Below are 14320 nucleotides of genomic sequence, written 5' to 3' on the forward strand. Positions count from 1 at the left end.
AGCCTAAGCGGGGGGTGTGACAACGGCCCGCACCGTGAACTCGCCCTCCGCGACCCGCGCCCGCAGTTCCTCCTCCGCCGCGACCTCGTCGGCGGCGCGCACCACCGAGCCGTCCGCGTGCTGGAGCACCGCGTACCCGCGGCGCAGCGTCGCCGCCGGGGACAGGCCGACCACGCGCGCGTGGGTGTGCGTCAGCTCCGAGTCCGCGCGGTCCAGCCGGTTGCCGAAGGCGCGCCGCCCGCGTTCCGTGAACGCCGCGACATGGGCCTCCCGCTCGTCCACCATCCGCTGCGGCCGCTCCATGCTCGGGCGCGCCCGCACGGAGGCCAGCCCGCGCTCCTCGCGCTCCAGGTGCCCGGTGACACAGCGCAGCGCGCGGTCCCGCAGCTGCCGTACGCGGAGCAGTTCCTCGCCCACGTCCGGCACGACCCGCTTCGCCGCGTCCGTGGGCGTGGACGCGCGCAGGTCGGCGACCAGGTCCAGCAGGGGGGTGTCCGGTTCGTGGCCGATCGCGGACACCACCGGCGTACGGCACGCGGCCACCGCCCGTACGAGCTGCTCGTCCGAGAACGGCAGCAGGTCCTCCACGCTGCCGCCGCCGCGCGCCACGACGATCACGTCCACGTCCGGGTCGGCGTCCAGCTCGGCCACCGCCTCGATCACGCGCGGCACGGCGTGCACGCCCTGCACCGGGACGTTGCGCACCTCGAAGCGGACCGCGGGCCAGCGGTGCCGGGCGTTCTCCAGCACGTCGCGCTCCGCGGCGGAGGCGCGGCCGCAGACCAGCCCGACGAGCTGCGGCAGGAACGGCAGCGGCCGCTTGCGCTCGGCGGCGAACAGGCCCTCCGCGGCGAGCGACTTCTTCAGCTGCTCCAGCCGCGCCAGCAGCTCACCGACGCCGACCGGCCTGATCGCGGCGGCGCGCAGCGAGAGCGAGCCGCGCGGCGCGTACCACTCGGGCTTGGCGTGCACGACGACGCGCGCGCCCTCCGAGACGACGTCGGCGACCTCGTCGAACACGGCGCGGTAGCAGGTGACGGACAGCGAGATGTCGTGCGACGGGTCGCGCAGGGTCAGGAACACGACACCCGCGCCCGGACGGCGGGACAGCTGGGTGATCTGCCCTTCGACCCATACGGCGCCCAGCCGGTCGATCCACCCGCCGATGAGACGGGACACCTGCCCTACGGGGATCGGAGCGTCGGGTGACGTGTTGAGGGCCATGCGCTTGAGGGTAGCGGCGGGGGTGCGGGCCCGTTGCCGCCTGCGGCGGGGGCGGCCTGCGGCCGCGTCCTCAATCGCCGGACGGGCTGAATTCAGCCCGTGGGGGCACCTCCCAGCGGTAGCTGGGGGAGGGAAGCGGCGGGGCTGGGGAAAAAGACGCGTCAGCCCACCCGCGCCCGCCGGAACGTCTGCACCCCCAGCACGCCCAACCCCACCGCGCACCAGATCGCTCCGACCGACTGCGCCGCCCCCGCCGCCTTCACGATCACCGCGACCACCACCGCCAGCCCCAGCAACGGCACCACCACATGCCGCACCGCCCGCACGGGCCCGCCCCGTTTCCGTACCGCGAACCACCCGATCACCGACAGGTGCAGCAGGGCGAAGGCGGCCAGCGCCCCCACGTCGACCACCGACACCAGCCGGTCCAGCCCGTCGTCGCGCCGGGCCGCCCACACCGCCGCCACCAGGGTCACCGTCGCCGCGCCCAGCAGCGCGGGCCGCGGGACGCCGGAGCCGCGGTCCACCTTCGCCAGCAGGTTCGGCAGCCGCCTGTCGCGGGCCATGGCGAACAGCAGCCGGCCCGCCGCCGCCTGACCGGCCAGCGCGGCGAAGGCGGCGCCGATCGCCTTGCTGGCGGCCACCAGGTCGTGCAGCCAGGCGCCGGTCGCCGAGTCGACCGTGTCGTAGAACGCCGACCCCTGGTCGGCCGGGTGCGCCGCCAGCTCCGCGGGGGACATGGGGGCGAGCAGCGCCGCCAGGTAGGTCTGGAGGACGAACAGCACGCCCGCCACCGCCAGACACGTGAGCACGGCCCGCGCGACCCGCTCGGAGCCCCCGGCCGACTCTTCCGCGAACGCGGCGATCGCGTCGAACCCGAGATACGAAAGGACCGCCACCGACACCGCCGTGAACACCGCCCCCGTCGACAGGCCGCCGTCCCCGGTCAGCGGTGACAGCCACCCGCGCCGGGTGCCGTGCTCCGACAGCGCGAAGACCGCCGAGGCGACGAAGACCAGCAGCACGGCGATCTCCATGGCCAGCACCAGGAACCCGACCGCCGCCGCGGCCCGTACGCCCCACAGGTTCAGCCCGGTCGTCACCACCACCGCGAGCGCGGTCCACACCCACTGCGGGACGGACGGCACGAGCGCGTGCATCGCGATGCCGGAGAAGAGATACGCGACCGCCGGGATCAGCAGGTAGTCGAGCAGCGCCATCCAGCCGGCGACGAACCCGGCCCCTTCGCCGAGCCCCACGCGCGCGTAGGTGTAGACCGAGCCCGCCTGCGGGGCGACGCGCACCATCTGCGCGTACGAGACGGCGGTGAAGGTCATCGCCACGGTCGCCACCGCGTAGACCAGGGCGACCGCGCCGTGCGCCTTCGCGTCGAGCGTGCCGAAGATGCCGACGGGCGCCATCGGGGCGATGAAGAGCAGGCCGTACACCACGAGGTCCCGGAACGAGAGCGTGCGGCGGAGCGCGTCCTTCCGGCCGTCGCCGGGTGGTGTGGCCATGAAGTCGCCCCTCGTCGGTCCGTACCTCCCGTCATCGTGCACCAGCTCCGGCCGCGACGCCGGTCGGCGGAACGCCCCCGGAGGGCGGGCCCGTACGATGGAGGGCATGACTGCTGCCGCCGCCCGCAAGGTCCTGCTCGCCGCCCCCCGTGGCTACTGCGCGGGTGTGGACCGCGCCGTGATCGCCGTCGAGAAGGCCCTGGAACAGTACGGTGCGCCGGTCTACGTGCGCCACGAGATCGTCCACAACAAGTACGTGGTCCAGACGCTGGAGAAGAAGGGCGCGATCTTCGTCGAGGAGACGGAGGAAGTGCCGGAGGGCAACATCGTCATCTTCTCCGCGCACGGCGTCGCCCCCGTCGTCCACGAGGAGGCCGCGCGCGGCAAGCTGGCCACCATCGACGCGACCTGCCCCCTGGTCACCAAGGTCCACAAGGAAGCCGTCCGCTTCGCCAAGGACGACTACGACATCCTCCTCATCGGCCACGAGGGCCACGAGGAGGTCATCGGCACCAGCGGTGAGGCGCCCGACCACATCACCCTGGTCGACGGCCCCGGCGACGTCGGCAACGTGACGGTCCGCGACGAGTCCAAGGTCGTCTGGCTCTCCCAGACCACTCTGTCCGTCGACGAGACGATGGAGACGGTGGACGCGCTCAAGGGCCGCTTCCCGCAGCTGATCAGCCCGCCGAGCGACGACATCTGCTACGCCACGCAGAACCGGCAGATCGCCGTCAAGCAGATGGGCGCCGACGCCGACCTGGTGATCGTCGTCGGCTCGAAGAACTCCTCCAACTCCGTCCGCCTGGTCGAGGTCGCCCTGGGCGCCGGCGCCCGCGCCGCCCACCTGGTCGACTTCGCCGACGAGATCGACGAGGCATGGCTGGAGGGCGTCGGCACGGTCGGCGTCACCTCGGGCGCCTCGGTGCCGGAGATCCTCGTCGAGGGCGTCCTGGAGTGGCTCGCGGCGCGGGGCTACGGCGACGTCGAGACGATCACCGCCGCCCAGGAGTCGATCACCTTCTCGCTGCCGAAGGAGCTGCGCCGGGATCTGCGGGCGGAGGCCGCCGCGGCGGTGTCGGCCGAGGGCGACGGCGCGCGGAAGGCCTGAACCGGGCGGTCCGCCCGGGCTTTCCGAGGGGTGAGTGTCGGTCCCACCCCTTAGCGTGGTCGGCATGGACGTATTCGGCGTGGACATCGGCGGATCGGGCATCAAGGGCGCACCGGTCGACCTGAAGCGGGGCGAGCTGACCGAGGAGCGCTTCAAGATCCTCACGCCGAAGCCGGCCACCCCGGACGCCGTCGCGGACAGCGTCCGGGAAGTCGTGGCGAATTTCGGCTGGTCCGGGCCGGTCGGGGTGACGTTCCCGGGCGTGGTCGTCGACGGCACGACGTGCACGGCCGCCAATGTCGCCGAGGAGTGGGTGGGCGTGGACGCGGCCGGGCTGCTCGGCGAGCGGCTCGACTCGCCCGTGACCGTGCTGAACGACGCGGACGCCGCGGGCCTCGCCGAGCTGCACTACGGCGCCGCGCGCGGCCGCCGGGGCACGGTCGTCGTGCTCACCTTCGGCACCGGCATCGGCAGCGCCGTCTTCACCGACGGCAAGCTCGTCCCCAACACCGAGCTGGGCCATCTGGAGCTGCAGGGCCACGACGCCGAGACGCGGGCCTCGACCCGCGCCAAGGACGAGGAAGATCTGAGCTGGCAGCGCTGGGCGCGCCGGGTGCAGCGCTATCTCGCCCATGTGGAGAAGCTCTTCACCCCCGAGCTCTTCGTCATCGGCGGCGGCGTCAGCCGCAAGGCGGACAAGTTCCTCCCGCTGATCGAGGGCGTCAGCGCGGAGATTTTGCCCGCTCAGCTGCAGAACAACGCGGGGATCGTAGGGGCCGCGATGGCCGCCGGCGCGGCCTGGCCCGGTCCCGCCGCTGCTGCCTGATCAGCAGCATCCGGCGGGTGAGCGCGATCAGCCCGGTCAGCGCGGTGCCCGCGTAGAGCCATCCGGCGTGCAGGGACAGCACGGTGACCAGGCCCATGGCCTGCCCGGCGAAGCTGTCCGGGCCCTCGGCGAGGGGCACCGCGCCGACCGCGAAGGCGATGGGCGCGGTCACCGGCGCGGTCACCAGGTCGGCCGGCCTCACCCACAGCGCGCAGGCCGAGCCCGCCAGCAGGAAGAAGACGCCGTAGACGGCGGGCGAGCGGCCCGCCACGGAGTCCAGGGCGCCGACGGCCAGCATGGCCAGCGTGGTCAGGAGCCCGCAGCCGAAGCCGGTCAGCCGGGGGCCGGGCACCCGCAGCGGGGGAGAGGCGCGCCCGGAGCGCGCGCGGTAGACCGTCGCTGTCCCGCCCTTTCCCACGGGGTTTCCCACGGGGGAGGACGGCCTGGGCACGGGGGGCGTGCGGCGGACCTTGGGCTGGGGCGCACGGGTGCTGGGTTGCTCCACCCGACCAAACTAGGTCGAGAAGCGGGAGGAATCCGACGTTGGACACGCGGTTTGGGCCACCTTGGCCGCGCGTTCGACTGATAGTCCTTCCGGGGCCGCGGTGCGGCACGGACCCGTAGACTGGTTCACCGGCCCCGCCGTGGGCCGCGGACCCTTTACACCCTTCCCGGGGAAGGCGGCGGCCGACCCGCTGCCGGAACCGACCCGGGAATCTCGCTACGGGAAGTCGCCACGTGTCGCTCACGATCGGAATCGTCGGTCTGCCGAATGTCGGCAAGTCGACCCTGTTCAACGCCCTGACCAAGAACGACGTGCTGGCGGCCAACTACCCGTTCGCCACCATCGAGCCCAACGTGGGTGTCGTCGGCGTCCCGGACCCCCGGCTGAACAAGCTCGCGGAGATCTTCGGCTCGCAGAAGATCCTCCCCGCCACGGTCGACTTCGTCGACATCGCGGGCATCGTGCGCGGCGCCTCCGAGGGTGAGGGCCTGGGCAACAAGTTCCTCGCGAACATCCGCGAGTCCGACGCGATCTGCCAGGTCATCCGCGCCTTCAAGGACGAGAACGTCGTCCACGTCGACGGCAAGGTCTCGCCCAAGGACGACATCGAGACCATCAACACCGAGCTGATCCTCGCGGACCTCCAGTCGGTCGAGAAGGCGGTCCCGCGCCTGACGAAGGAGTCCCGCCTCCAGAAGGAGAAGGTGGCCGTCCTCGCCGCCGTCGAGGCCGCCCAGAAGATCCTGGAGTCCGGCCAGACGCTCTTCTCCGCCGGCATCACCAAGGGCACCGAGCAGGGCGACCTCCTGCACGAGCTGCACCTGCTCACCACCAAGCCGTTCCTCTACGTCTTCAACGTCGACGAGGACGAGCTGGTCGACGAGGACTTCAAGAACGAGCAGCGCGCCCTGGTGGCGCCCGCCGAGGCGATCTTCCTCAACGCCAAGATCGAGTCCGAGCTGATCGAGCTCGACGACGACGAGGCGCTGGAGCTCCTCCAGTCCATGGGCCAGGACGAGCCCGGCCTCGCCACCCTCGGCCGCGTCGGCTTCGACACCCTGGGCCTCCAGACCTACCTCACGGCAGGCCCCAAGGAGACCCGCGCCTGGACCATCAAGAAGGGCGCCACGGCCCCCGAGGCGGCCGGTGTCATCCACACCGACTTCCAGAAGGGCTTCATCAAGGCCGAGGTCATCTCCTTCGAGGACCTCGTGGCCACCGGCTCGGTGACCGAGGCCCGCGCGGCGGGCAAGGCCCGCATGGAGGGCAAGGACTATGTGATGGCGGACGGGGACGTGGTGGAGTTCCGGTTCAACGTGTAGTGGGTGACATACCGCCACGTCGCTGATCTGGCAAACATGCAGGTCAGAAGGGGTCCACTCCTCCGGGGGTGGGCCCCTACGCTTTTCCCGTGCTGGATCGGTGCTGGGATAGCCGATCGTCCATCAGCCGCTTTCCCCTCCCAAATGACACCGAGAGTGGTACGTCATTAGGTACCGCTTGAGGGAAGGGGGCAGGTCATGTCCATAACCGCGAGCGAAGCCCGCAAGGCTCTCTTTCCGCTGATCAAAAAGGTCGACGAAGACCACGACGCCATCGAGATCGTCTCCAAGCACGGCAACGCCGTGCTCGTCTCGGCCGAGGACTACGCGGCGCTGCGCGAGGGCGCGTACCTGCTGCGCTCCCCGGCGAACGCCCGCCGACTCCTCAAGGCGTACGAGAATGCCCTGGCCAACATCAGCGTGTCGGAGCGTGAGCTGATCGATCCGGATTCGGTGGACGCAGGCGCGGGTGCCGAGTGAGGCTCCTCTTCGAGGATCAGGGCTGGGACGACTACACGTCCTGGCTCAAGAACGACCGCAAGATGCTCACCCGGATCAACAAGCTCATCGAAGACGTCAAGCGCGATCCCTTCTCGGGGATCGGCAAGCCCGAGCCGCTTAAGTACCACTTGCCTGGAGCGTGGTCGAGGCGGATCGACGATGAGCGCCGCCTCGTCTACCTGGTCACGGACAAGAAGATCGTGATCCTCGCAGCTCGCTATCACTACTAGACGCATCGCTGTCGAAGGGGCAGATCCTGTGTTGGACCTGCCCCCTTCAGGTGTTGTAGACGGTTGAGAGAGGCGACGTGGAGCCGCCACACGGGGTCTTCTCCGCTATCGATCGATGCTGGTGGCAAGGGCTGCGGAGGTGGCGAGCAGCCGCGCGAAGTCGGCGACCGCCGTCTTGTCCAGATACGCGACCACGTTACCGAGTCGGTCGCCCCAGTCGGGACGGAAATCGTATGTGAGCAGGTGCCCTTCACGGTGAGTGGACAGCCTGACGTTGAGCAGGGTCTCCAGTCCAGGCGCCGGCAAGACCGCAGGGGTCCGGAAGATCTTGCGCTCCGTGGTGCCGGGGGCGAATCGGCTCTGGCCGAGCAGCAGGGCCGGATCCACCAGCCGCCCAGCTTCCTCGCACCAGATGGTCACGTGCCCGCGGACCTCTCCGTCCGGCAGAACCATCGGCGGCTGCTGCCAGCCTGGCAGATCAAGTGGTTCGTCGTCACCCCGTGCCACCCGCAACCTGGTCGGGAGCAGCCTGCATTCCAAGCCCATGGAGCGCAGAGCCGCGGCGAACGCCAGGGCGAGGAAGGCGGAGGAGGGCGCCGCATGCCCGCCCAGGTGGTAGGAGGTGGCTCCGAGCAGGCCATACACCAAGCGCGCATCCGGGGGAACGGCCTGGGTCAGGGCCACGGCGTCGCGCCAGGGGTATTCGGATATCCGGTGTGTACCGTTGCCGCTCGACGGTGGCAGCGGGACGCGAGGAGGCCCGTCCTCGCCCACTGTTTCGGACGGTTCGTCATGGGAGCTCTGCTCGTGCAGTTCCAGGAACTGGCGCGCGGTGATCGCGAGCGGTACATGAGCCTGTCCCGCTGCCTCGAACAGCTCCAGACTCTCTCGTATGAGAGCGCGGCACAGGTCCGGATCTCCGTCCGGATGTCCCAGCAGATGCCGAGTCCAGGCGAGAATTGCGCGCCGGTTTACGACATAGGCCAGTACGTCCGGCCCGGCTTCGGCGTGCGCTCTGAGGAGGGCCTCGGCCCGGTCGATCAATGACTCTGCGGCCTGCAGGATCCAGACGTCAGTGGTCAGCTCGTGCTTCTGTCGGTGGAGGCTGCCGACCATCACAGCATGGGCCGTGTCCACCATGTGGTCCGCGTGGTGGCGCATGATGTTCACGGCTACCCGCTCGGCGGGCTCGGGGATTCTTGCGGCGACGGCGAGAGCCTCCTCCAGCTGGCCTGTGGACGCTTTCACGATGGCGTCCAGGAAGTGCAGCTCCGCGTTCGTCTCCGCCTCTGCCGGGGCTTCCGCCTTGGTCTGGTCGATGGCCATGGCTGCGCCATCCCAGTTCTGGATCCATACGAGCACCTGCACTTGTTCCAACCGGAACCCCAAGGCAACTGAGGGGGTCACGTCCTCGCGCTGCAGAACCTCATCGAGTCTGGCGTTGGCGCGGGCGATGTCGGCGAAGCGGTCCGTTGCCACGGCCGCGCGCATGTCGGTTGCGTGGGCCAGCAGTAGGTGCTGCACGCCCTCAGCGTCGAGTGCGTTCCTGCTTTCCAACAGGTTCCAGCTGATCCGTGCCGCCTCCGCGGCCTCATCGAACCGCGACTGATTCAGAAGGCACTGGGCCAGTGTGGTCGTCGTCGCGGCCCGCCGGTACACGGGATCGTCCACTGCCCCCTCGTCGGCGTGTTCCACGATCTCGAGTGCCTCACGCAACAGCGCCTCACTGCGCACCAGATCGCCGTGGATGTTCGAGATCGCTCCCGCGACATTCGCCAGCAACGCCACGGTGCTGCCGTCCGCGTGGCCGCTGCCGATCACGTGATGCGTCACGTGTACCGCATGCTCGATCAGTGCGGCTGCTTCGGTCCACGTGTGCTGCTTCTGGCAGTCCACCAACCGATTCACCAGCTCGTACTGGAAGCGCTCTTGCATCATGTCGACGGCCTCGCCGTCCATCAGCGCGCTGACTACCTCTTGGACGATGCGATGGATTGCCAGCATGCCGTCCCGGGGGTCGACCAGGGAGAACCTGCGCAGCTCCGCCACGGCACTGTAGACGCCCGATCCGGTCGGAAGGTCGAGCGTTGCGAGGTGAAGCGGAATGAAGTCCGGGGCGAGCAGAGCACAGCGGGCGAGCAGGCCGGCGGCGAGATGCCGTCCCGAATTCTCGGGCGAGTGCAGCGCCTGATCTAGGACCTTGCCGACGCTGAGGGCCACCGCCGCCGTCAGCGTCGCACCCTCCTGGTAGTCGAGCGGCACGAATCCGGAGTCATCGAGCAACCGGGCTCGGCAGGCGGCGAGTTCTGTCAGATAGACACCGACCGGGCACTGAGTCGCCGCGATGTAGCCGGTGGCCTGGGCGATGCCGAGCGGGATGCCCTCCACCGCGTCGACCAGTTCGGACACCTCGGTCTTGGAGACATCCGGCAGTCGCTCCCCGGCCCAGGCGGTGGCCTCCTCGGTGGTCATCCGTTTCACGACCAGTCCACCGTCAGCCGCGGCCCAGGCCGAGTCGCGGGTGGTGATCAGTGCGTGCGTACCCTCACAGGCTGGCAGCAGCCCGTGCAGCAGCTCCCGGTTCGCGACGTTGTCGTAGACGAGCAGCAGTCGCGTGCCCAGATGCGCGAGACGGAAGCCGACTTGGGCGAGGACCTCCTCTTCTGTGGTCGGCTCGGCTTCCTGTCGCTCCTCGGCGACGATCCGCCGATAGGCGGCGAGTACGCCTTCCCGGGTGTCGGAGGGGATCCACCAGACAAATTCGTACTGATCCCGGTAACGGTGGGCATACAGCCGGGCGATACTCGATTTGCCGATGCCCCCGAGTCCGGACACGACCACGCGGACCGTCCCCGTGTCGGGGTCTCTTTCGAACCGCTCCCGCAGTGCGGTCAGTTCCTGCTCCCTGCCGCGCACGCCCGCGGCCGAGGGTACGCCGCGGAACAGGGCGCGGCTTGGTCCGGACAGCTCGCCCGGCTTCGCCCCGGGCACGGTCCGGTGTCCATGCAGGAGTCCCGGAAGCTCGTCCAGCCGAAGCGTACGTCGGGCGAGTTGACGGTCCGCGGACCACTGAAACATCTTCACGAACAACGCGTCGATGGTGCCGTCGACCTCGGCCGCTGCCATGGCGGTGGGGGACATCCGCAACAGCTCCAGCCGGGCCTGGTCGAGGACTTGTTCCCACGGGCCGATCCGGGTGTCGGTCTCGAGCCGACGCAGGAGCGCGTGGTCGTCTGCGGTGAGCGTGATCGAGGTCCGCAGGCCCGCGCACTTGGCCAGCCACCGGTCCGGTTCTGGAACGGTGCGGGCCAGCTCCGCCGCATCCCGCACGGCCTGCCCCGATGACGGGTGCACTGGAGCATCGGAGAGGAACCGCAACACCGCCGTGCCGCCCGGATCGGCCTCTCCCCACCGACGGGCGAGCCGCACCAGCTCCGGGCCGGACCACGAGCCCGGCTCGACCCGAGTCTTGGCCTGGGCCAGCAAGAGCGGCTGCCCCTGTACGTCTCGTACTTCGAAGTCGATGGCTTCGTCGGCGCCCTCAACCCGAAAGGTGTCGGCCTCCGGATACTGCTCCGGGGTGCGAATCAGTTGCAGAATGGCACATGCTGTCTGGAACCCCATGCCCCGCGCTGTGTCAACTCCACCCACGTCTCCCCCTCTGCCCTGGGCTGCCTCCAGCATGCCGGACCCCACTGACAGTCCTCCCCGCGATCCTCGAACCCGGGACTGGTGTCGTGCAGAACGCTATGTGGCTCTCGCCCCTGATGTGGCTGTCCAGCCTTCGAAGGAGGCAAGCGCGGTTGCGCTGCTCCCGTGCTGGATGGGTGCTGGATATTCCGACGCGGGGTCAGTGGTGATCAGGTCTCGTAAACGGTGGAGCGATGTCCGACGTGAACGACCCACACGACCAGTTCGCCGTTGTCGATGGTGTAGACGACCCGGTAGTCGCCGACTCGTAGGCGGCGGCGCTCCGGCTGGGAGACGAGTGCGGTGGTGTTGAAGCCGAAGGGGTCACTCTCCAGCTCTGTCAGCTTGGCCAGGATGCGCAGGGCCATGTCCCGTGGGATCTTTCGAAGCTCGGCATGGGCCTCGGGACGAAAGACGGTGCGGTAGTTACTCACTGCGCGCCAGCGTCTCCTTCATGACGTCCTCGATCGGGATGCCAGCCGAACGGTTCGCCATGCGCTCGTCGATGATCCGGTTGATCTCCTGCTCTTCCCACTTCTGGTACTTGCGCAGGACGTCGATCGAGACGACGGCGGCGACCTCCTTGCCCCGTCGTGTGATCACGGTGGGCACGTCGTCACGGTCGGCCCGTTCGACGACTTCGGCCAAGTGCGCGCGGACGTCACGGATGGACTCTATGGGCAGCGGCTGCGTCATGTGCTCAAGGGTACCGGATGTACCATGTGTACACAACGGCTCTCGCTGCCATCGGCCCGTGCCGGATGAGTCCCTGGGGGTGGCCCTACGGCACCACCGACGAGTGGTGGTTGACGATCAGCCAGTGCCCGCCGCGCAGTTCATAGACGAATGTGTAGCGCGCGTCGGTCTTGCCGGCCTTGCCGTTCTTGTCCGTCAGGGTGAACTGGTACAGGCCGGTGTCGATCGCCGACCTGGGACCGAGAACGGTGATGTGCCGCTCCTGGATCCTGCCCTGGGGCTTCTGCTGGAGGAAGTGCTCGAAGTAGTCGACGATTCTGTCGTGAGTGGTGCGGATCTCTGACGACTGCGTCGGCAGCAGGACGGCGTCGGGCGCGTAGAGAGCCGCGACGGCACGGGCGTTCCGTGTGGCCAGCGCCGCGTTCCACCGGTCGAACAGGGCGGCGATCCGCCGCGGGGTGGGCTTCGCGACAACCGCGTGGTGCGCCGTACGCGCGTCAGGGGGCGGACCCCCGGCGGCGTGGGCCGGACCCGCGCCGGCGAGCAGAACCGCGGCGGCGACGACGGCTGTCCGGACGGGGGTTCTCCGTGTCATGGGTCCTCCGGTGATCCTCAGCGGAACGATCAAGTCCGCTTTCAGCATCACCTCCCGCAGGGACCAGGGCACGCCGACCGACGGCAAGCGGGGCAGGGCTCGTCACCGGCACACACGTAAGGGCCGAGCTCCGGTGAGCTCGGCCCTTACGTTCGTCACCGCCCCGGGCGGCCGTTCACTTGCCGGGAACGAGCGCGTCCAGGTCGAGCTCGATGTCGAACGGCACGGGACGCTTCAGGGTGCCCCGGAAGATCCCGGCCGGGGCGTAGCGGCCGGTCGGCCCGTCCAGCTCGTAGACGTGGACGACCGGTGCGCCGTCCTCCTCCTCGATGCACCAGTAATTCGGAATCCCCGCTTTGGCGTACTTGTGTAGCTTCACTGTCCGGTCGCGGTGCGCGGACTCGGGTGAGACCACCTCCACCACCAGCTGCACCTCCTCCGGCGCGAACCAGGTGCGGTCGGGGGCGAAGGGAGCGGTGGTCACCAGAACATCGGGTTCGGGGCGGTTGTGTTCGTCGAGACGGATCGTCATCTCGCGCTCGATCTCGATGCCGGTCGGTGCCCGATCCATGAGGGTCGCGGTCAGAACGGTGACAAGGCGGCCATGCCAGGACCGCTGCGGCGACATCATGAATACAAGGGCTCCGTCGATCAGCTCGGTGTGCCGTGGCGCATGCGGGAGTCGGTCCAGATCCTCCGCGACCCAGCCCTCGGGCCGGGGCGGATGCATCCAGTCAGGCAGGGCGGTCATGGCTCCACCGTAGCGATTCGGCCGGGCCCCGGCCACGAGATCCCGGGCAGTGCGCTCGCCTGCCCGCGTCACCCGAAGAAGTCCAGCAGCGCCTCCGTCACCGCTTCCGGTTGTTCCTCCACCAGGTAGTTGCGGGTGTTCTTGATCTCCTTGACCTCGACGTCCGTGCCCTGGGCGGGGAGGGCGCGGCGCATGTAGTCGTAGAAGGCGCCGTAGGCCAGGCCCAGCATCGGGGCGGTCACCTTGGGGTAGGCGTTGAAGTCCGCGATGTCCTCGCGGTAGGCCTGGAACCAGCCCTGGCCGGCGCGGATCGCCTCCGGCGCGGAGTAGGCGCGGGCGTAGATGTCGCGGTCGCGCGGGGTGATCGCGTCCGGGTTCAGCAGGCTCAGGTTGAACATGTAGTCGACGAGGTGGCGGTAGCGGCCGTCGGCGAGGAGCTGCTCCGGGAGGTCCTGGACCTGTTGGAAGGCGAGCCACCAGCGGTGGGGGCCCTGGTCGCCGGGGCGGGGGACCATGGGGAAGTCGTAGTAACTGTCGTCGATGTGGGTGGTGTTGAGGATCGCCACCTTCGCCGTGGCCGCCGGGTGGTTGGCGGCGTGGGCGAAGGCGACCATGGCACCGATGCCGTGCCCGGCGATATTGATCCGCTCGTGGCCGAGGTGGCGGGCCAGCTCGTGGACGTCCCGGGCCATGTTCTTCTTCGTGAAGCCGGACCGCGGCTTCTCCGAGCCGCCCATGCCCCGGATGTCGACCGCGATGACCTGATGGCGCTCGGCCAGGGCGGGCATGACCTTGCGGTACTCCCACCACGTCTCGGGCCAGCCGGGCAGCAGGACCAGCGGGGTCCCCTCGCCGCCCGTCACATAGTGCAGTCCGACCCCGTTGACCTTCGCGTACCGGCTGCTGAAGGCGCCGTCCAGGGACGCCGCCAGATGGGTGTCGGTGGTTTCCCCGCTCGTGACGCCCGTGACGCCCGTGACCGGATCCGGTGCCGTGTCGGTGTCCGTCGACATTTCGCTTCCCCCTCAACCCGGTGGGTTTGAACTTCAAACCCTGTGATTTCGATGAAGATAACAACATCGGGGGAGATCGGCCAGAGGCCCTCGGGAGGCAACTGGAGCGCCCGGAGCGGTAGTTGACGACCTTGCCGCTCCGTCACGGAGAGTGGCGGACGCGCGGTATCGGATGGTGAGCGTGCGGCGCATAATTGCAGAAGTGCCTGGGGGGAGTGCCGGTCGCACATGCTGCTCTCGCCGCCAACTACACGTCCCTGAACTGCAATTCACTGCATCTAGTGAATCCTTGGCCTGTAGTTGCGCATCGCAACCCAGGGTTGCCAAGCTGTTGCGGAC

The 14320-nt window shown here is 69.3% G+C and carries 14 protein-coding genes; 5 read left to right on the top strand and 9 right to left on the bottom strand.

Annotated elements, in window-relative coordinates:
- Window positions 1–3 precede the first annotated feature (3 nt).
- Window positions 4–1224: an exodeoxyribonuclease VII large subunit gene (gene xseA / locus DXZ73_RS27200; protein WP_116213671.1), complete on the bottom strand. Its 1221-nt coding sequence runs from the start codon at window positions 1222–1224 to the stop codon at window positions 4–6.
- A 161-nt stretch (window positions 1225–1385) separates the two neighbouring features.
- The gene (locus DXZ73_RS27205; protein ID WP_116213672.1) at window positions 1386–2741 is read right to left on the bottom strand and encodes an APC family permease; all 1356 of its coding nucleotides are present in this window, start codon (window positions 2739–2741) and stop codon (window positions 1386–1388) included.
- Between the two features lie 97 nt (window positions 2742–2838).
- Here DXZ73_RS27205 and DXZ73_RS27210 point away from each other — a divergent pair, with 97 nt between their 5' ends.
- Together DXZ73_RS27210 and ppgK are read left to right on the top strand one after the other, a co-directional pair.
- The gene (locus DXZ73_RS27210; protein ID WP_116215886.1) at window positions 2839–3852 is read left to right on the top strand and encodes a 4-hydroxy-3-methylbut-2-enyl diphosphate reductase; all 1014 of its coding nucleotides are present in this window, start codon (window positions 2839–2841) and stop codon (window positions 3850–3852) included.
- A 64-nt stretch (window positions 3853–3916) separates the two neighbouring features.
- Window positions 3917–4678, top strand: a complete 762-nt coding sequence (gene ppgK / locus DXZ73_RS27215; protein ID WP_116213673.1) for a polyphosphate--glucose phosphotransferase — start codon at window positions 3917–3919, stop codon at window positions 4676–4678.
- Here ppgK and DXZ73_RS27220 read toward each other — a convergent pair.
- Entirely contained in the window at window positions 4575–5183 is a 609-nt protein-coding gene (locus DXZ73_RS27220; RefSeq protein ID WP_116213674.1) for a DUF6542 domain-containing protein, read from the bottom strand. The genes ppgK and DXZ73_RS27220 overlap by 104 nt on opposite strands.
- 233 nt (window positions 5184–5416) lie before the next feature.
- On the opposite strand from DXZ73_RS27220, the gene ychF reads away from it, so the two are divergent.
- The 3 genes from ychF (at window position 5417) to DXZ73_RS27235 (ending at window position 7236) form a co-directional block, all read left to right on the top strand.
- Window positions 5417–6505 carry a redox-regulated ATPase YchF gene (gene ychF / locus DXZ73_RS27225; RefSeq protein WP_116213675.1) on the top strand — a complete coding sequence of 363 codons (1089 nt, stop codon included), beginning with the start codon at window positions 5417–5419 and terminating at the stop codon, window positions 6503–6505.
- A 198-nt stretch (window positions 6506–6703) separates the two neighbouring features.
- On the top strand, window positions 6704–6985 hold the full coding sequence (locus tag DXZ73_RS27230; RefSeq protein ID WP_116213676.1) for a type II toxin-antitoxin system Phd/YefM family antitoxin: 282 nt from the start codon (window positions 6704–6706) through the stop codon (window positions 6983–6985).
- Window positions 6982–7236 (top strand): Txe/YoeB family addiction module toxin, encoded by a 255-nt coding sequence (locus DXZ73_RS27235; RefSeq protein WP_116213677.1) that lies wholly within the window; start codon window positions 6982–6984, stop codon window positions 7234–7236. The genes DXZ73_RS27230 and DXZ73_RS27235 overlap by 4 nt, the downstream gene beginning before the upstream one ends.
- 105 nt (window positions 7237–7341) lie before the next feature.
- Here the strand turns inward: DXZ73_RS27235 and DXZ73_RS27240 are convergent, their stop codons facing one another.
- From DXZ73_RS27240 to DXZ73_RS27265, 6 genes are all read right to left on the bottom strand, one after another.
- Window positions 7342–10860, bottom strand: coding sequence for an ATP-binding protein (locus DXZ73_RS27240; protein WP_162890351.1), 3519 nt, complete (start codon window positions 10858–10860; stop codon window positions 7342–7344).
- 236 nt (window positions 10861–11096) lie between these two features.
- Window positions 11097–11360: a type II toxin-antitoxin system RelE family toxin gene (locus DXZ73_RS27245; RefSeq protein WP_116213678.1), complete on the bottom strand. Its 264-nt coding sequence runs from the start codon at window positions 11358–11360 to the stop codon at window positions 11097–11099.
- Window positions 11353–11622: a type II toxin-antitoxin system Phd/YefM family antitoxin gene (locus DXZ73_RS27250; RefSeq protein WP_116213679.1), complete on the bottom strand. Its 270-nt coding sequence runs from the start codon at window positions 11620–11622 to the stop codon at window positions 11353–11355. The genes DXZ73_RS27245 and DXZ73_RS27250 overlap by 8 nt, the downstream gene beginning before the upstream one ends.
- A gap of 85 nt (window positions 11623–11707) precedes the next feature.
- Window positions 11708–12217, bottom strand: a complete 510-nt coding sequence (locus DXZ73_RS27255; RefSeq protein WP_116215888.1) for an SgcJ/EcaC family oxidoreductase — start codon at window positions 12215–12217, stop codon at window positions 11708–11710.
- Window positions 12218–12392: 175 nt separating this feature from the next.
- On the bottom strand, window positions 12393–12968 hold the full coding sequence (locus DXZ73_RS27260) for a Uma2 family endonuclease (RefSeq protein ID WP_116213680.1): 576 nt from the start codon (window positions 12966–12968) through the stop codon (window positions 12393–12395).
- Between the two features lie 68 nt (window positions 12969–13036).
- A complete protein-coding gene (locus DXZ73_RS27265) occupies window positions 13037–13981 on the bottom strand; it encodes an alpha/beta fold hydrolase (protein WP_116213681.1) in 945 nt (314 codons plus the stop codon).
- Between the last annotated feature and the right edge of the window lie 339 nt (window positions 13982–14320).

Origin of the sequence: Streptoverticillium olivoreticuli subsp. olivoreticuli (assembly GCF_003391135.1) — a bacterium.
Lineage (GTDB): Bacteria > Actinomycetota > Actinomycetes > Streptomycetales > Streptomycetaceae > Streptomyces > Streptomyces blastmyceticus.